General features: G+C 55.9%; 20 protein-coding genes and 1 tRNA gene. 1 reads left to right on the forward strand and 20 read right to left on the reverse strand.

The genetic code is table 11. From position 1 onward, the window contains the following. Positions 1–35: 35 nt before the first annotated feature. The 6 genes from W822_RS44325 to W822_RS44350 all read right to left on the reverse strand — a co-directional run bounded on the left by W822_RS44325 (position 36) and on the right by W822_RS44350 (position 6,280). On the reverse strand, positions 36–1,682 hold the full coding sequence (locus W822_RS44325) for an MDR family MFS transporter (protein WP_024007265.1): 1,647 nt from the start codon (positions 1,680–1,682) through the stop codon (positions 36–38). Positions 1,683–1,804: 122 nt separating this feature from the next. Beyond that, positions 1,805–2,665: a 3-deoxy-8-phosphooctulonate synthase gene (kdsA, locus tag W822_RS44330; RefSeq protein ID WP_155848225.1), complete on the reverse strand. Its 861-nt coding sequence runs from the start codon at positions 2,663–2,665 to the stop codon at positions 1,805–1,807. Positions 2,666–2,672: 7 nt separating this feature from the next. Further along, on the reverse strand, positions 2,673–4,325 hold the full coding sequence (locus tag W822_RS44335; protein ID WP_024007267.1) for a CTP synthase: 1,653 nt from the start codon (positions 4,323–4,325) through the stop codon (positions 2,673–2,675). 230 nt (positions 4,326–4,555) lie between these two features. After that, positions 4,556–5,443 carry an NAD-dependent protein deacetylase gene (locus W822_RS44340; RefSeq protein WP_051401868.1) on the reverse strand — a complete coding sequence of 296 codons (888 nt, stop codon included), beginning with the start codon at positions 5,441–5,443 and terminating at the stop codon, positions 4,556–4,558. Between the two features lie 9 nt (positions 5,444–5,452). Next, on the reverse strand, positions 5,453–5,842 hold the full coding sequence (locus W822_RS44345; RefSeq protein ID WP_024007270.1) for a cupin domain-containing protein: 390 nt from the start codon (positions 5,840–5,842) through the stop codon (positions 5,453–5,455). Between the two features lie 60 nt (positions 5,843–5,902). Further along, positions 5,903–6,280, reverse strand: a complete 378-nt coding sequence (locus W822_RS44350; RefSeq protein WP_155848226.1) for a hypothetical protein — start codon at positions 6,278–6,280, stop codon at positions 5,903–5,905. 271 nt (positions 6,281–6,551) lie between these two features. On the opposite strand from W822_RS44350, the gene W822_RS44355 reads away from it, so the two are divergent. Beyond that, entirely contained in the window at positions 6,552–6,818 is a 267-nt protein-coding gene (locus tag W822_RS44355; protein WP_024007272.1) for a hypothetical protein, read from the forward strand. Positions 6,819–6,896: 78 nt separating this feature from the next. Here W822_RS44355 and W822_RS44360 read toward each other — a convergent pair. The 14 genes from W822_RS44360 to moxG all read right to left on the reverse strand — a co-directional run bounded on the left by W822_RS44360 (position 6,897) and on the right by moxG (position 18,209). Further along, a tRNA-Asn gene (locus tag W822_RS44360) sits at positions 6,897–6,972 on the reverse strand. Positions 6,973–7,124: 152 nt separating this feature from the next. After that, complete coding sequence (locus tag W822_RS44365) at positions 7,125–8,843, reverse strand: cation acetate symporter (RefSeq protein WP_024007273.1); 1,719 nt, start codon at positions 8,841–8,843, stop codon at positions 7,125–7,127. Then, complete coding sequence (locus W822_RS44370) at positions 8,836–9,156, reverse strand: DUF485 domain-containing protein (protein WP_024007274.1); 321 nt, start codon at positions 9,154–9,156, stop codon at positions 8,836–8,838. Before W822_RS44370 ends, W822_RS44365 begins: the two co-directional genes overlap by 8 nt. Before the next feature lie 236 nt (positions 9,157–9,392). Next, entirely contained in the window at positions 9,393–10,016 is a 624-nt protein-coding gene (locus W822_RS44375) for an amino acid kinase family protein (protein ID WP_024007275.1), read from the reverse strand. Between the two features lie 22 nt (positions 10,017–10,038). Then, on the reverse strand, positions 10,039–11,025 hold the full coding sequence (locus W822_RS44380) for a YncE family protein (protein WP_024007276.1): 987 nt from the start codon (positions 11,023–11,025) through the stop codon (positions 10,039–10,041). Between the two features lies 1 nt (position 11,026). Continuing rightward, positions 11,027–11,554, reverse strand: coding sequence for an SRPBCC family protein (locus tag W822_RS44385; protein ID WP_253272352.1), 528 nt, complete (start codon positions 11,552–11,554; stop codon positions 11,027–11,029). Between the two features lie 11 nt (positions 11,555–11,565). Beyond that, a complete protein-coding gene (locus W822_RS44390) occupies positions 11,566–12,633 on the reverse strand; it encodes a vWA domain-containing protein (protein WP_024007278.1) in 1,068 nt (355 codons plus the stop codon). Then, entirely contained in the window at positions 12,630–13,277 is a 648-nt protein-coding gene (locus tag W822_RS44395) for a hypothetical protein (protein ID WP_024007279.1), read from the reverse strand. Before W822_RS44395 ends, W822_RS44390 begins: the two co-directional genes overlap by 4 nt. Next, positions 13,249–14,298, reverse strand: a complete 1,050-nt coding sequence (locus tag W822_RS44400; RefSeq protein ID WP_031243714.1) for a vWA domain-containing protein — start codon at positions 14,296–14,298, stop codon at positions 13,249–13,251. The genes W822_RS44395 and W822_RS44400 overlap by 29 nt, the downstream gene beginning before the upstream one ends. Next, positions 14,295–15,218: a hypothetical protein gene (locus tag W822_RS44405; RefSeq protein ID WP_024007281.1), complete on the reverse strand. Its 924-nt coding sequence runs from the start codon at positions 15,216–15,218 to the stop codon at positions 14,295–14,297. The genes W822_RS44400 and W822_RS44405 overlap by 4 nt, the downstream gene beginning before the upstream one ends. An 8-nt stretch (positions 15,219–15,226) precedes the next feature. Next, positions 15,227–16,105 (reverse strand): DUF58 domain-containing protein, encoded by an 879-nt coding sequence (locus tag W822_RS44410; protein WP_024007282.1) that lies wholly within the window; start codon positions 16,103–16,105, stop codon positions 15,227–15,229. Next, the gene (locus tag W822_RS44415; RefSeq protein WP_024007283.1) at positions 16,102–17,136 is read right to left on the reverse strand and encodes an AAA family ATPase; all 1,035 of its coding nucleotides are present in this window, start codon (positions 17,134–17,136) and stop codon (positions 16,102–16,104) included. Before W822_RS44415 ends, W822_RS44410 begins: the two co-directional genes overlap by 4 nt. A gap of 131 nt (positions 17,137–17,267) precedes the next feature. Then, entirely contained in the window at positions 17,268–17,573 is a 306-nt protein-coding gene (locus tag W822_RS0124185) for a methanol dehydrogenase [cytochrome c] subunit (protein WP_031243718.1), read from the reverse strand. A gap of 114 nt (positions 17,574–17,687) precedes the next feature. Continuing rightward, positions 17,688–18,209 (reverse strand): cytochrome c(L), periplasmic, encoded by a 522-nt coding sequence (gene moxG / locus W822_RS0124190; RefSeq protein WP_031243720.1) that lies wholly within the window; start codon positions 18,207–18,209, stop codon positions 17,688–17,690. Positions 18,210–18,224: the final 15 nt, after the last annotated feature.

The following is an 18,224-nucleotide window of genomic DNA, read 5'->3' on the forward strand; positions in this document are numbered from 1 at the left end:
ACTACCCGTCGTAGCGCTCACCACCTGGCGGGACGTTACTTTTCTCTACGACGCCGCAGACGCCGGCGGCGCCTGCGCGGCTCCTGTTCAACCCGGGTGCTCACCAGGCTGTTAAAGCGGATCAGCGGCAGCCTGAACAGCCACAGCAAGGCCACCACATTTACAATCAGCACCACGATCAGGCCCGACTCGATCGCGCCCACCATGTGTTCCCGTGCCGCCAGCAGCCATGGCCGGGCGTCCTGGCCAAGCGCTGCCATTTGCGCGATCAGTTCCGTCTGACTATCCGGGCGCACCAGCAATTGCGGGTCGGACAATGCGCCGACCATCTCCTGAGAAGGCATGGTGCGTGCTTCCTGCTGTATGCCGGCCACAAAATAAAAATTGACCATGGCGCCGATAATAGCCGTTCCGAGCATACCGCCAATCATGCGAATGGATTGTACCAGCGCAGTCACGATACCCAGATTGCTCCGTCCCGACAGTTCCTGGCTGAAAATGGTCAAATTGGGCATGATAAAACCAAGCCCGACACCCCCCAGCGTCATATACGCCACAAAAAGCCACTGCGACATATGCCGATCGTAAAGCACAACGCCAGCGACTGCAATGCCCGTCAGCACAAAACCCATATAAAGGATAAGATTGGGCCGCGCCAGACGAATGACCACGCGTCCGCTCAGTATGCTGCCAAACGTGATACAGACAACCAGCGGCGTTACCAGCATGCCGGCGTCATTGGGCGACAACCCGAACCCGCTTTGCAGCAGAAGCGGAATATAAAACAACATGCCGAACATGACAAAACCGGTCAGCAGCGACAGAATGAACATGGTCGCCAGGCTGCGATCCCGGAATACTTCGAGTGGCAGCAGCGGATACGCGCAACGGCGCTCCCAGAGAATGAGAGAGATAAAGGCGAGCACAGAGGCCACAGAAAACACGGCCACCTGCCACGAAACCCCATGCGTCGCGAACAGCTCGACTGCCAACTGCAAACACCCCAGGAACAGTGCAATCAGCAAGGCCCCCTGCCAATCAAGCCGAATCGCCTGATCACGGCGATAGCGGATCAGGGGCAGATATTGCCAGATAAAGAACAGGCTGATCAGTCCGACCGGCAGATTCACATAGAATACGGATCGCCAGCCGTAATACTCCGTCAGAAATCCCCCGAGAGAGGGGCCGACGGCTGAAGCGACACCGAAAGAGGAACTGAGCAGAATCTGCCAGCGCAGCCGCACTTTGGCGTCCGGAAACAGGTCGGGTACGCAGGCGAAGGCCGTGCCGACCAGCATACCGCCGCCGATCCCCTGCAGCGCCCGGGCCAGGACCAGCAGCGTCATGTCGCCCGCCATGCCGCAAAGCATTGAGGCAATGGTGAAAATAATAACGGACGCCACCACAAAGGGTTTGCGTCCATAATAATCACTCAATCGGCCACAGATGGGAACGGTGATGACGGAGGTCAGCAAATAGGAAGTCCCGACCCAGGCATAAAGCTCAAACCCGTTGAGCTCAGCCACGATGGTGGGTAACGCGGTACCCACAATGGTCTGGTCCAGGCCAACCAGCATACCCACGAAGCAGATGCCCAGCACGGCCATCAACGACTGTCGAAACGGCAGCAGCCGCCCCGTTGCCGATTGTTCCTCATTCACTTCGATCGTTTTGGTAACCATGCTTCCCGTTCTTCGTACGCACCGGCATCGTACTTCACCGGGACGGCCTGCCGCCCTGAGGCAGTACGGCGATTCAGTCAGTCATCGGCGCCGCCGATAATTGTATGGGTGACAGCACCAAGCTAGGCGCTGAACTGATCTTCGATAAAACCCTGTTTTTTCACGATGCTGTCGATCGCTGACAGCGATTGCAGCAAGGCTTCCATATGCCCGAGCGGCACCGCATTGGGTCCGTCGGACAGGGCCACGGACGGATCCGGATGGGTTTCCATGAACAGCCCCGCGACCCCGACCGCGACGGCCGCGCGCGCCAGCACCGGTACAAACTCGCGCTGCCCGCCCGAAAACGTGCCCTGCCCGCCCGGCAACTGCACCGAATGCGTGGCATCGAACACGACCGGGCATTCGGTTGCGCGCATGATGGCCAGCGAACGCATATCCGACACCAGATTGTTATAGCCGAAAGAGGCGCCCCGTTCACACACCATGATATTGGAACCGTCGCCGCCTGCCTCGATGGCTGCGGCTTTGGCCTTGGCGACCACCTGCAGCATATCGGCCGGCGCCAGAAACTGGCCTTTCTTGATATTGACCGGCTTGCCCGTGGCAGCACAGGCCGAAATGAAATCCGTCTGGCGACACAGGAATGCCGGCGTCTGCAGGACATCGACGACCTCGGCAACCCGCGCCACTTGGGTGATGTCGTGAACATCGGTCAGCACCGGCACGTTCAGCTGTTCCCGCACATCGGCCAGGATCTGCAGGCCTTCGTCCATACCGGGACCGCGATAAGACTTGCCGGAACTGCGGTTGGCCTTGTCAAAAGAGCTTTTGTAGATAAAGGGAATGCCAAGACGCCCGGTGATCTCAATCAGGGTGCGCGCGGTGTCGAACGCCATCTCGCGCGATTCGATCACGCAGGGTCCGGCAATCAGAAAAAAAGGTTTCGTCAGACCGACGTCGAAGCCGCATAGATTCATGATCTGTACCCTATCCTTGGTTCTGCCGCTTTTTCTGGTATTCCAGCGCGGCGTTGATGTAGCTCGTGAACAGCGGATGGCCGTTGCGCGGCGTTGAGGTAAATTCGGGATGGAACTGTACGCCCATGAACCACGGATGAGCTGGAAGTTCCATCATTTCCGGCAGATTCTCGGTGGGCGTACGGGCACTGATGACCATGCCGGCCTCTTCAAGACGCGGCACGTAAACGTTGTTGACTTCGTAGCGATGACGATGCCGCTCGTTCACTTCAGGACCATAGATCTCGTAGGCGCGCGTGCCTTCCTTCACAGGACAACGCTGCGCGCCCTTGCGCATGGTTCCGCCCAGATCGGACGACGCCGTGCGCTTTTCAACCTTGCCTTCGCGGTCCATCCATTCGGTGATCAGGGCCACTACCGGGTGTGGTGCAGCCGGATCAAATTCAGTGCTATTGGCGCCGCCCAGCTGGGCGACATGACGCGAAAACTCAATCACGGCCAGTTGCATACCCAGGCAAATACCCAAATAAGGCACATTGTGTTCACGCGCATACTGAATCGCGCGGATCTTGCCTTCTGTTCCGCGCTTGCCGAAGCCGCCTGGCACCAGGATGGCGTCCAGCGATGACAGTTTGTCGGTTGCGCCACCTTCCAGGTCTTCCGAATCGATATAGTCGATAATCACTTTTGAGCGGGTGTGAATGCCCGCATGTTGCAGGGCTTCAATCAGCGACTTGTAGGATTCAGTCAGATCAACATATTTGCCGACCATACCGATATGCACTTCATGCTGCGGATGCTCCAGCGCATCGATCAGACCATCCCACATGGACAGATCGGCCGGTGGCGGAGAAATCGCCAGGGCATCACACACCAGGTCATCGAGCTTCTGGTGATGCAGCATGGACGGAATTTTGTAAATGGAATCGGCGTCCCATACGGAGATCACGGCGTCCAGCGGCACATTGGAGAACAGCGAAATCTTGGCGCGTTCGTCTTCAGGCACTTCACGATCGGCGCGACACAACAGCGCATTCGGATAAATGCCGATCTCGCGCAATTTCTGTACAGAGTGCTGCGTGGGCTTGGTTTTCAGTTCCCCGGCAGAGGCAATGAACGGCACCAGCGTCAGGTGCACGAATGCGGCGCCATTGCGCCCCAGGCGCAGACTCATCTGTCGAACGGCCTCGAGGAACGGCAAGGATTCAATATCGCCGACTGTGCCGCCGATTTCTACGATCGCGACATCGGTCTGGCCATCCCACGCCTGGCGGGCGCCGCGGATGATGAAGTCCTGAATTTCATTTGTGATATGCGGAATGACCTGGACAGTCTTGCCCAGATAGTCGCCACGGCGCTCTTTGCGCAGTACGGATTCGTAGATCTGGCCTGTCGTGAAATTGTTGAATTTGTGCATACGGGCGGAAATGAACCGCTCGTAATGTCCCAGGTCCAGGTCAGTCTCGGCACCGTCTTCGGTCACGAAGACCTCACCGTGCTGCAGAGGGCTCATTGTGCCGGGATCCACGTTGATGTAGGGATCCAGCTTGAGCATGGTGACCTTCAGGCCACGCGATTCAAGGATAGCCGCTAATGACGCGGCGGCGATTCCCTTGCCTAACGAAGAGACCACGCCGCCCGTAACGAATACATACTTTGTCATTGGAATAAGGGCCCCGCGAAAAGGGCCGTAGCAGGAAATTTGAATTATAGCTTGAGCCCGCCTCTTTTGTAAGGCGGCAGCAGCCTTCCCCTCAAAACAGGTCGTATAATGACAGGTGGAAATTTAAAGAAACGATCATGGACCGAAAACGTAAAACCCTGCTCATGCTGTTAGGCTATGTCTTGGCCTTTTTTGTCACCATTGGCCTGCTCTCACTGTGGGCAACCACGCTATACCTGAAATAAATCAAAGGGTCCCGCCGGGGCTTCCGATCCGGATTCAGCCACTGCGAACGGCTCCAGCACCGTATCCAGCGCGGACAGCACAGGTGCACAAGCGGTGTTCAATTTGAATGCCAGCACGTTATCGGCACGGGTACGACCCTGGGTAATTGCCGCCACCGGTTTGCCCTGCCTGACTGCATCCCGTACAAACCGATAGCCGGAATATACCATCAGCGAAGAGCCCACCACCAGGACTGCGCTGGCCTTATCCAGCGCCGCATAAACAGCATCGACGCGGGGTCGCGGCACCGCTTCTCCAAAAAATACCACATCCGGCTTGAGGATACCGCCACAACGCGGACAGGGCGGAACACAAAAAGCCGAAAAATCCGTCTCCAGATCCACATCCCCGTCGGGACCCATGACCGCTGTCATGTGCACCCAGTCGGGATTGCATTGCTGCAATTGCTGTTGAAAATCAGCGCGATCAAGCCGGCATTGACACTGCATGCAAATGACGCTGGCCAAAGAACCATGCAGCTCCAGCAAGCGGGACTGACCCGCCTGCCGGTGCAGGCCATCGACATTTTGTGTGACCAGCAGGCCGGTATAGCCTTTTGCCTCAAGCGAGGCCAGGGCCTGGTGCGCGGCATTGGGCCTGCCGCCCGAAAACAGCGACCAGCCCACCATACTGCGCGCCCAATAGCGCTGGCGTGCCGGTTCGCCGCTCATGAATTTCTGGAACGTCATGGGCGGAGGCCGCATCCAGGCACCGTCGGTATCCCGATAGGCAGGGATACCCGAGTCAGTACTGCAACCGGCACCGGTAATCACCAGCAGACCCGCGTGCCGGTGCACGAAGGTCTGTAACTCGGTGATTGCCGCGGCACTCATTGCGCCGCTTTACTCTGTGGTTTTACCATCAAAGTGCTCTTCCTGCTCATCTTCCTTGGTGGCATGCACCACGCCGTCACGATGCTCGGGCGGTCCGTAAATGGTGTACAGACGCAAGGGATGATCCCCTGAGTTGATCACATTATGCCGGGCACCGGCAGGCACAATGACCGCGTCATCATCGCTCACGGCATGCGTCTCGCCATCAATGACCACGTTGCCTTCGCCCTCTTCGATGCGAAAGAACTGGTCATGACCCTCGTGCACCTCTTCGCCGATTTCATCGCCAGGCTGCAGGGTCATCAACACCAATTGCAGATTTTTGCCCGTGTATAACACCTTGCGGTAAAGATCATTGTTTAACGTCAATTCCTCGATATCATCGACAAACCCTTTCATACGGCATACTCCATAAAAAATAAAGGCGGCCGGATCCCGGTCACCTGGGGGTCCCGGGCATTACATTTCCCAGGATTGAAAAACATCATTGACAAACTTAATCTCCAGCACCTGCTGACCCATATCGGTTTTGCCCGGGTTCAGCAGTTTGCCTGCCGAATCGACAACCGGGCCAACGATCGGCACGGCGCCCACCATATTGCCCGCCATATTGCCGGATGATTTGCGCACGTACTTCAGCGTGGTTTCATTGTTGGAATTGCGAGTGGTCCGATCCGGTTCGCCGAACACCTGCACGGCTTCGGACACCGTTGTCTTGTCCTTGACCAGATGGCTGTTCAGGAAGACCGGATCAAAATAGTCGGCATTCCCCATGATATCGGTTTTGCCGGGCACACTGCAGGCGGCCAGACCCAGACTGACGAGGCATATGGCCATATACTGGAAAAATCCTTTCATCTTGCACCCCTGAACATAAGTTGAATGGCAGCGACTCCCACCATCGCTCCGACAAAATGAGCCGCGTCATTTCCGAAACACATTCCCGGCTAATCAGAACTCAAAGAATTATCCCACAATTTACGCAATTGATTCAGCACTCCCGGGCGCCTTACCCCTGTAAGCTGCTGTTATCGGTTTTACACTTTTGATGAAGCGAATCCATTGACGGTCGTGCTATAAAAGGCTTTTTCCCTCAGGAGCCGAAAACATGCCTATGCGCGCGCTCACCCGGTACGGATTCGTGCTATTTCTATTGACCTCAGCGGTCGGCTGCGGCACCTCCAGGGAAGAAGCCACATCCACCGCATCGGCACCCATCACCAAAGAATGCAGCAAGCGCAGCAGCTGTATCTTTAAAGGATCGTATGAGTCAGGGGAAAGAAAGTTTGCAGAAGAAGAAGCCAGGCGCTTGAATAAGGCCCAGACACTCAGGTTGACCAAAAGCGTTCGCACGGTGAAGGTGGTTTCCCGCTGATTTTGGACACAAAAAAACCACCTGAAAAGGTGGTTGGCTTTGTTTGTACTGCCAAGTACAAGGTACTGAGTAAATTGATGGCTCCCCGAACTGGGTTCGAACCAGTGACCTGCGGATTAACAGTCCGTCGCTCTACCGACTGAGCTATCGGGGATCAATTAAGAAAATGATTATAGCGAGAAATCTGTTTTTATTGCAAGCCCCCTGCCCTCTGGCTTTAAATCTTTGTCTCAATCGTTGCTTTTAAGCGACGCATTCAACAAAAAACGCGGCCGAAGCCGCGTTTTTATCTAGCAAACACCCTGATTAATGAGCTGATGCCTTGCTACTGCCGATGCCCGTTTCGGCACGAACGCGCTGGGCGTCATAGCCGGCAATATCCACTGCTGCACGCTTGCTCTTGTCGCTGATCGAAAAAAACCAGATACCGACAAAGGCAATGATCATCGAAAACAGCGCAGGCGATTTATATGGGAACAGCGAGCTGCCCGCCGGATTACCCAGTGTCACCTCCCAGACATCGGGAGACACGATCGTCAGAATAACCGAAGAAATCAAACCCAGAAAACCGCCGATCACGGCACCGCGTGTAGTCATTCTCTTCCACATGATAGACAGGAAAAGGACCGGGAAATTGGCCGATGCCGCAATGGCGAAGGCCAGCGACACCATAAAGGCCACATTCTGCTTCTCAAACAGAATGCCCAGCAGAATGGCCAGAATACCCAGAACAAAGGTCGTGATCCGTGAGACCCGCAACTCGGTCGCAGAATCTACATTACCCTTGCGGAAAACCGATGCGTACAAGTCATGGGAAACGGCAGAGGCTCCGGAGAGCGTGAGACCGGCCACCACAGCCAGAATTGTGGCAAAGGCCACCGCCGAGATAAAGCCCAGGAAGATATGACCACCCACGGCGTCGGCCAGGTGCACGGCCGCCATATTGGCCCCGCCGATCAGCCCGCCCTTGGCATCCAGAAATTCGGGATTGGTCGACACGAAAATAATCGCACCGAAGCCGATAATGAACGTCAGCACATAGAAGTAACCGATCCAGGTTGTGGCCCAGAACACGGATTTACGTGCTTCCTTGGCATTGGGAACGGTAAAGAAGCGCATCAGGATATGCGGCAGACCCGCCGTTCCGAACATCAGCGCCATCCCGAAAGAAATGGCGGAAATCGGATCCTTGATGAACGAGCCCGGCCCCATGATGGACGAGCCCGCAGCAGCCGCCTCTTCAGCTGTTTTGCCCGCCGCCTGCGCGCCTGCCGCCTTGACTTCAACCGCCTTGGCGAACATGGCCTCGAAAGAGAAGTTGTTCAGTTTCATGACCATGAAAGCCATGAACGTCGCGCCGGCAAGCAGCATGACCGCCTTGATGATCTGTACCCAGGTCGTGGCGGTCATGCCGCCAAACAGCACATACACCATCATCAGCACACCCACGATGACCACGGCAATCCAGTAATCCAGACCAAACAGCAGCTTGATCAGCTGGCCTGCCCCGACCATTTGGGCGATCAGATAAAACAGCACCACCACGATGGTGCCGCAAGCGGCAAACGTGCGCACCGGTGCCTGGGCAAAACGATAGCTGGCCACATCGGCAAACGTGAACCGGCCCAGGTTGCGCAGCCGCTCGGCCATCAGGAACATGATGATCGGCCAGCCGACCAGAAACCCGATAGAGTAAATGAGCCCGTCATAGCCGCTGGCCATGACCTGGGCGGCAATGCCCAGGAACGACGCAGCAGACATATAATCGCCGGCAATCGCCAGACCATTCTGAAAGCCCGTGATACCGCCACCGGCCGTATAGAAGTCTGACGCCGACTTGGTTCGGGCCGCAGCCCACTTGGTGATGAAAAGCGTCAGCCCAACAAAAACGACGAACATAATGATCGCCGTTAAATTGACCTGCTGCTTGGTGGTTTCCCCCACGGCATCTGCGCCGTAGGCAAGAGAAAGAAACAGACCGGTAAACGCGATACCGATCAAAAATCGCGATACACCTTTATTCATGTGATACCCCTACATCATTCAACAAACTTCTTTCCATCGCGTCAAATTTGGAATTGGCGATCAGAATGTAGATGCCCGTAAGCGCGATAATCAGAATCATCAGGCCAAAGCCAACAGGAATGCCCCAGGTCATGGCGCCCCCGCTGATGGACTGCGCAAACAGCTGTTTGTCAAATGCGATAATGCCGATAAATCCGACATAATAGGCCACGAGAATAATGGCAGAAAAAACCCAGCCGTACATGCTGCGCATGCGGGTCATTTCCTTGTATTTCGGGTTTGCCATCACCCGCTGAACGATATCCTCACTCATATCTTTCCTCCCAGAAAGTATCGTTAAATGTTCACTAATGGTTATATACTGCTCGTTTTTTAGAGGGCATTGATAATCGTTTTACCCGCAGCGCAGTGTTTGCGCAATTAGTGATATACCCTAGCATTGCAATTGCACCGGGCCAGCTCTTTGCTATACTTTCGCCCGTCCGGCCATAAGCCCTTCACATTTGTAATACGTTCCTGCCCGGCCAATGCGGACCGTTTCTTCTCCTACTACTGCAGATCACGGGGATAGCCCGCAGATAGATCCGCTGTATCTCCATTGAGCAGCATGTCATGGAACTGCGACAATTCGCTTTTATGCAACAAATTAATCGGGCAGGCAATCTGCTTCGCATATTGTTCAAATTGTGGATTCAACACGCCGTCCCGAATTTGCTGGGAGATCCCGGCACTCGGAAAAAAGGGACGGCTCTTGACCAGAACCAGTCGTTCCGCCTTCAAATGGTTGGCCAGCCAGGCTGCGATACAATCTGATGACATGTAGACCGAGGTTAATTCATCCGGCCGTTCCCGCATAAGAGACAACGGGACCCACACTGCTACGCCGCCACGCGCAAGCACATCACGAACAGCACTGGCATTAACAACAGGCGTCAATTGTGGCGACAGTGCCGTTAGCATCAGACCGTACTGCGCCCTTGATAACACCAGCATGTTATGGGCGACCACGTTGTCAAACCCCCAGCGCGCTTTCATATCCCGAATAAAATCGCCGCCACGCCATCGACCCGGCACAATAATGATTCTGCCGCCGCCCAACGTCCCCAATTGTGCAAGCCACAAATTAAGCGTACTGTCGTGCGCCAGATCACCATCAAGCTTCACTACCCACATACCCGCCTCCCTGCCTTTCCGACTATTCTTTTTTGCACGAGGAACGCCTCGCCACGATACGCGGTCCCGCGGCGACTTCAATTTTTTCTGTCACCTTCGCCTGGTTCAAATCCACGACCGCAATGGCATCATCAAACCAGTTGGCGACGTAGCCACGATCGCCCATAATGGCGACCCCTTCCGGATAGCGACCGACTTTGACTGAAACCGGGGTAGCACTGCCGTCAGCATTAATCCGCTGCAGCACGCCTTTTTGCTGGGCAGTCGCCCATATTTGTTCACCATCGTCTGAAATGGCAATACCGTAAGGCATGGCCTGCATCCCGGTACGCCACACCTCTTGCAGCGAGTCCGCGGCGAGACGGCTCAGTGTATTATCCTTGACATTAGCGACATAAATCTGGCTGCCGTGCGCCGCAACGGCAAAAGGGGAAGCTCCTACCTCAATATCGCGCAAAAGCGTCCACGCATCTGCGTCAATCACACTCACAGTAGCGCTTGCGCGGTCAGCCACAAAAAGCCGTTTGCAGGCACTATCCAGCGTCAGTCCCGCAGGCGCCTTACCCACGGCAATTCTACCGGTCTCCCGGCCGTCCTCGGCATTGAGCCTGACGACAGCATTGCCTTTCCAGTCAGATACGAAAAGCGATCGTTCATCCGCAGAGAGAGCCAGCGAGAAAGGCTCGCCCGGAAAATCATAAGTATTTTCCACCCGTTCTTCAGGCAGATTCAGGACCGATATGCGCGCGCTGTCCGGATGGGTGACATAGCCTCGCTTACCATCGGCCGAGACCGCGATGAATACCGGCTTGTCTGCCACTTCAATCCGGGAGACCACAGACCCATTGACGGTGTCCAGTACGCTCACGGTATTGCCATCCTGGCTAACTATATAAACGGGCTCAGCGGTCGCGAGCGCCCCGGACGGACCGGGCAGCCAGCACACTGCCAGTCCGGCACAAAGACTGATAACAAACCGCGCCGGCCCGCTTAAGTAGCCCTTGCGCATCCTACTTGCCTTCTACCGTTTTCTTCAGACCGGCAAGCCCGTTCTTATAAATTGCCGTCATCGCTGCGATCGCCGATTCATCGTTCAGGTTTTCAGGCGGCTCATTGCTTGTATCCCCTCTATAGAATCGGCCGATCCATGACACCTTGCTCCCCTCGCCATCGGCCTGCACAGTCATGGTTGAGGAGTAGGAACTGACAGGCAGCGCTTCCAGATTTTCGCCATCCATCCGATAGCTGTATGAATGAGCACCTTCATCATATTCGTCCAGGCTCTCCTTGATCACGCCTTTTTCGAGTGTCAGTTCACGCACTGACCCCGGTTCATTTCCCTTGGTTGCGCTGCTTTTGCTCACATCCGGATGCCAGGCGGCAATCTCGCCGAACTGCCCGGCCGTTTTCCAGACCTTGTCAACGGGTGCAGAAATACTGACCGTCTCTTCGATTTTCTTGGGTGTCGGACCGTGGGCATCAGCAGGCGCAATGGCCACGGTACAAAAAAGTGCGGTAATCAATGTTGCTTTAATCAATTGCATCTCCTTCAGGAAGTAAAAGAAACAGACTTGGCCGGGTGTCCGGCGGAGCGGAACAGACCGCGACGGCGCACCCCGGAAAAGGCCGACATATAAAAAATCACGGACAATGCACACGCCAATCCAGCTAAATAGGGAGTCAGGCGGACTGGCGTTGCCACTTGATGTTTCTTCGAATGCGCCACGATGGTCTTGCTCAGATCAATGGCACTGCCCAAGGTTGTATAGGCCAGCCCATATGCCGTTGCCAGTGATCGCAAATGGGGTTCCTTAAGCGACGAAAAATGTTCGACACCAGTTGCGGGCCGCGCGCCGTAAGGCGCATTTCGGGCATGCCAGCCTTCCCGGTTGGCTGCGTCGGCTGGAGGCGGGCCGTTGCGGTTTTCCTGTTCAACTTCATCAGCGCCAAAAAAACCGATTTGGTGCCCCGTCTCATCAAATTTGGGAATGGGCGACAGTTTTGCCCCCCCCACACCCACGATTACGCCCTCTGCAGCAGAGGCGTCAGCCCGCGGGGATGGCGATCTATTCAGCGTCTGCGCCCGGACTTCGGCTTCGCCCTGCATCATCATGTGGCCGATTTGCGTCTGCGCCGCAGGTAAAGGCGGCGCCTCATGGCCATCGGTCATATAGACCACGCTCAAATTCATACCTTTTGCCATCTCCAGCGCGGACTCCAGACCCTTGGTAATGTAACTGTCTCCCTCCCAGGCCATGCGCCAGTCCAGCTCCGCGATGGTGTCCGACAAGGATGCGAAGTTTTCACACACCTCTATCGGTTCAAGCAGCAAAAATGCCCGCCTCTCGGAGAAGACAGCCAGGGCGACACGGCTGCCGCAAGGCAGGCGAACGAGTGTCTGCTGCAGTCGTTGCCGGACCTCGTCAAGCCGGCTATGCAAGTGTCCTTCAGGACCATAATCGCGCACGTTCATGCTGCCGGTAATATCGACGACGAACAGGACTTCCGGTCTGTCCTGTTGCGTGCGCCACTGAGGCTGAAAACTGGCGATGACGCTCAAACAGAAGGCCGCAAGCAGTAACCAGAATCGATAATCCAGGACTGAAGGCAGTCTCATGGCAGCCCCTTGGGCAGGCCCGGCAAATCCGTCCAGAGACGTTTCGGTTTTTCCGGCGATTCGTCTTCTTCGGAAACCTCTGCAGGCGGCAAATCGCGCACCAGGCGTGAAGCGATATCAAGGTTATATCTGGCATCCCAGAAACTGGCGTCCAGTCTTAAGGCACGAACATAATATTCCTTGGCGAGCCTGACCAGCGACGGGGCTTCTTCTGTCCTGGTGCTGCCGAGCAACTCCAGAGCCTGACGCAATCGCGCGTTGCCCATGTTATAGAGTGACCAAACGGCAATGTCGGTCGATTTTTCGGAGGCAACCGTTCCGTCCTGCACCAGCGCCTGTGCGGCAAGCCGCTCTACCCACGGCAGCGCCTCATCCAGACGGCCCACGGCGGCCAGAAAACGCAGGCGCGCAAACGATACCTCCGGCGAGGCCTGTTCGACCACGACGATGTCCTCTCTGCGCTCCAGTGCATCGATGGTCTTATTATCAGACCTGGCCCCATACAATTGCATCAGTGTCGCGAGCAGCGCGCAAAGGGTCAGGCCCAATCCGAGCCACAGGATCCAGGCAAACGCCCGGCCACCCACCCGACGGTACAATGGCCACCGGTTCAGACTACGCAGTGAGCTTGGATTGCCGGCCATGCCTGCTCCTTATCGAACCTGTACTGACCACTTTTTGCGCACAATGCACCGCGAGCAGCAATAACAGCACGGCAGCCGCAAGCGCGCTCAAATACCCCGACAGTTCGCGACGCGGGATATGTTCTGTGTACCGTAGGGGCGCCTTCTCGCGTTTGTCAATTTCCGCGATCGCAGCACCCACCTCCTGCGCATTCTCTGCTTCGAAAGCGCGATAGTTGATCCCGAGCGATTTAAAGAAAATATCAAGATGACGCTCGGGCATTGCCTGAGGGGTGTCCTCGGACGGATCTGCAGGCGCATCCCAGATTCCTGCGGCACCGGCTGTGCGCAGAAAAAGCCAGTACAACCGTACAGGTCGGGCCGCCACTGCCTTTTTCAGTGCATTTTGCACACGCATGTCAATAACCGCCGCCCCGTCGGATACGAGCAGAATAACTCGGGATGCCAGCGGATCATTGTCATTGTCGAATGCCGACAGCGCCATTGCGAGCCCGCGTCCAATATCGGTATACGAAAGACCGGGACGATCGATTGCGTCAATAGCGGCGTTGACAGCATCAGGCTTGTCGCTTAACGGTAATACGAACAGGGGCATGGTCGAGAAGGCCACCATCCCGATGCGGTCCTGTTCGCGTTCATCGACAAACCCTTTGAGCAAACGTTTGGCTGCAGCCGCCTTGGATTCCTCCTGACCGGTCGGCATCCTGCCCGCAAAGCTGCTATTCATGCTTGAGCTGCGATCGATCAGTAAAACCAGATGCGCGCCCGCGCCGATTTTCTGAACAGTCCCGCCTTTCAAGTGCAATCCGGCCATGCAAAGAACAAGCGCAAGCAATGCAACACAGCCAAGGATTCTTAACCCCCAGTCGACCATTTCGGAAAAAGGATCCGTGCCCACGCTTCCCAGCCAGGGCCAATCGGACTGCCGGCGCGGCCGCAGAATAAAAGGCAGCAGGGCCAGCGGCAGCAGCCACAACAAATGAGGCGAGTCAACTGACAGGTCTCGCAACAGCCCGTTCATAAGCCTCTCCTTTCGGTCGCCGCAAGACGGCTGGCTATATCCAGTAATCTTGCCGCCGTCAGCCCCGGATCGGTCTGTCTCGGAGCACCACCAAAAAAGGTGCTTGCCGAAGCCGTAAAGAAAAGCGCAAGGTCATCCTGCACGGGCGCAAATCGCGGATTGCGGGCAACGAAGGCACTGACATCACTGGACATCAGACGCGTCTGGTTGCTTGCATCCAGTGCGCGATGCAGTTCAATCAGACTGCGGGAGTAAGATTCATGATCTGCACGCTTCAGATTCTTTCGGATGGCTCGATAGGCACGGGCAAAAGGACGGGCCTGGCGCTGGTGAAAAGGCCATCTTGAATAATGCATCGAGAGTAGCAGCAGCCAGAGCAGGACGAGCACAATCAGCCCGCCAGCCCTTTGCCATAAGGGCTTTTCATCTATCCGTCCGGCCGGCACATCCGGCCGGATCTGTTCCGACACTTCCGTGCCCGATTGCGCCACGCCGCGCAGGGGCGACATGTAAAACACCTGAGGCGGAACCCTAATCGTCTGCTCTGACGCACCGTCGCTGAAAAGCAGATCAAGCGCCGGGATTTCGCGACGGTTCACATCCAGCGGGACATAAAAGGTTTGGTAATTCAGTGTCAGCGTATAAACGGTATCTGCACCCGAACCACTTTGCTCAACGACAACCGAGCGCAAATCGAGCCAATAGTTCAGGGAACCCGGAACGGGGAGCGAGGACTGTTGCAGCGTCGCATTCGGACTGTCAATCCGGATGGTAACCGGCACCACATCGCCAAGCAGCCAGCCGGCAGGCCGCAGCGGAGCAACCTGAACACGAAGGTCTGCGGCCTGTCCCTGGGAGCAGACTGCGACCAGAAAAAGCGCGACGATCAAGCGGAGAAAAGGCCAAATGCGTCCTCTCATTGCATCCCCTATCGCTCAAGCAGATACGTGTTCAAGGACTCAATATCCAGCGTTCGCCCCACCCGAAAAGGCCGATTGACATAGCGTGCGAACAAGGCGTCCTGACGCACCCGGCGATGTTCGCTCTCCTGCAGCCAGCGTTGCTTTAGCGATGACCGGACAATTGCAAACCGGCGCTGACCGGTTTCCAGGTCAGCCAGTTCAGTGAACCCCCAGTTGGGCAAATCGGCAACGGAATAGTCCTCCAGCACCACAGGTATCACATCATGACTGGAAATCGCAGCAAGAATCCGCTCCGTCTGTTGCTCTGGAAAAAGGAAATCTGAAAATAGAAAGACCAGCTTGCGGGGTCCCTGTAAATACTCGGCGGCGGTCTCCAGCGCGGCCGCGCTATCGGCGGTGGGCAACAGCGTTCTGAGCCGGGAAACAATATCGCTTACAACAGCACGATTGCGATTGGAGGGCAAACTGATCTCTTCCAGAATATCCCCGCCACAGGCATACAAACCAAAACTGTCTCCATTGCGATGCGCCGCGCGAGCCAGCAAATCGCAAAACTGACCGGCCACGTCCAGCTTACTGCGATTATCGTCACGCCAGGCCATGGATGCAGACACATCGACAAGCGCATATACCTGCACCGACAGGCGTGGCTGATACTCTTTTACATACCACTGTCCGTACGGATCGCGCATGCTGCGTCGCAAGTCCAGCCGACGCATGTCCGGCGCCCGTTCAAAGGGAACAAGCGCGCGAAACAGACCTGCTGCTGCGCCGCCGGCACCACGATGACTACCGGGATACACGCCCTGTGCGCGCCAGCGCAACGAATAATCAATCACACCGCTGTCGCCGGCCTGCTCTCTCGCGGCACTCACGGTACTCATGGCACCGCCACTTTGGAGAAAACCTGGCGACACATTTGGCTGACGATATCCTCCCTGCGCATTTCATAAATCGGGTTGAGGAATATGCGGTGGCCCACGGTTTCATAGAAGACTTCGCGCACATCCTCAGGCAGAACCATGTCCCGCCCTTCCAGCCACGCCAGAATTTTGGCGGCTCTCACGAGCACCGCCATTCCGCGCGGGCTGGCGCCCCCTTTGATGAGCCTGGCGGTATCGACGCCAGCAATGTCGATACCCGCCTGCTGCGGCTCTCTGACGGCGTCCCACAGAGTCACGACATAGTCCTGCAGCGTCCGACTGGTTTGAACATGGTTCTGAATGTGTCTGGCAACGTCATTGAGCCGGGTGTAATCCAAGACCCTGTGGTCGACTTGCTCAATTAACAGATCGACATCGTGATAACGTGTATTGAAAATCAGTTCCCGGCGCAGTTGCCTGTCCCGCGGGGCCTGTACGGGTATTTCCATGAAGAACCGGTCGCGGGCCGCAGCCGGCAACTCGAAGGTTTCTTCTTTTTCGATCTGATTGCGATCCGCAAAAACCTGAACATTGGGCAGCTGAATATCACGATTGAACGCGTTGACCGCCTTTTCTGCCATGAGCCGGAGCAATAGCGAATGCACCTGCGGTCGGGCACGATTGATTTCATTGAAGAAAAAAACCGAAATATCCTCGCCGTGCGACAGTAACGGTCCGGCTTCGACGCGCGGCTTGCCCTCTTCATTCAGATAGGTATGGTAAATCAGATCTGATGGCATCAGGTCGATCGTACCTTCCACGCGACTGTATGCACCGCCAATGGCCCGCGCTACTGCCCTGAGCATTAACGTTTTGCCAACGCCGACATCCCCTTCCAGCAGGACATGGCCTCTGGCAAATATTGCAATCGTAATTAACCGGATAGCGCGTGTCTGCCCGATAGCCGCTTTCGCGACCTCCTGCTCAAACAACAACGCATGCTGGCGCCATTGCACCAGATCAATCGCGTCTTCGGCAGTGCCTTGAATCATGAAATTCTTCTCCCGACGGCCGTCGCATGTTTCTGCGTTATGACAATCACACGCCGGCTTTTTGATGCCTCCCTTCCAGCCATCCCCGGACGACACCCGGCCGGGGATGGGCACATCGACCGGACAAAGCCTTATGAAGCGGGAATTTTTTTGACGTCATATTCAAATTTGCCGGTTTTTTTGAAGTTATCCACGCGCAATTTGTTGCGTTTTTCCATCGCCTGGATACTTTCCTGCTGCTTGGCAACCTCCTTGGGGTCATGCTTGGGATCGTACTTTGATCCTTTCACCTGGTCCGGGTAGCCAGGTTTGGGCTCCCAGCAATTGCCTGGCGCCTTGCACTTCGTACCGTCATAGGCCATTGCGTTCAGTGAACCCAGGGTCATCGCTGCAGCCCCGGCCAGCACGAGCGCCGAACGTACTATAGAATGTCTCATCAGTTTCTCCTCTTTTGTCATACCTGCCAGACGGCGACTGCTGGCCGAACAGCGCAGGTTCCGATTTTCCCGCGTTTGAAACGCAAGATCCGCTATCCACCCATCAGGGATGGATTATTCTTTATATGGCTTGAAGTTCTTCCTTTGCTCTTCTGTCAGCCAGCTGGCATCCTCAGCCTTGCCGGTATAGAGATGGCGCACCCAGGCCATAACATGCAATATTTCATCCTGAGTGAGAAATTCGTTCTGCGGGCCCATCTGGCGTTCAGCGCCGCCAAAAATGACTTCAAACATGGCTTTGTCTTCTTCCAGATCATAATGCCAGTTCCCGTGATTCAGAGCGGGACCGATTTTCCCTTCAGCCAGATGTCCATGGCAACCGGAACAGGACGTATTGAAAATATCCTTTCCCTTCACCAGAGCTTCCTTGTCTTCGTTATAAGGGTTCTGGCCGGTCTGCATGAATTGCTTGACCGCCGGCGTATCCCGACCTTCTTCCTTACCGGACTTCAGGTCCAGGGGCTCACCTGTTACGATATTGATAAATGGCATCTGCTGGGCAGCAGCAGGCACAACATAAACCGAAGCAATCGCTACACAACATACAAGACGTTTGATCAATGCTAGCTTCATCATACTGTGGTTATCTCC

This window comes from Advenella kashmirensis W13003 (assembly GCF_000506985.1).
GTDB classification, from domain to species: Bacteria; Pseudomonadota; Gammaproteobacteria; order Burkholderiales; family Burkholderiaceae_B; genus Advenella; species Advenella kashmirensis_A.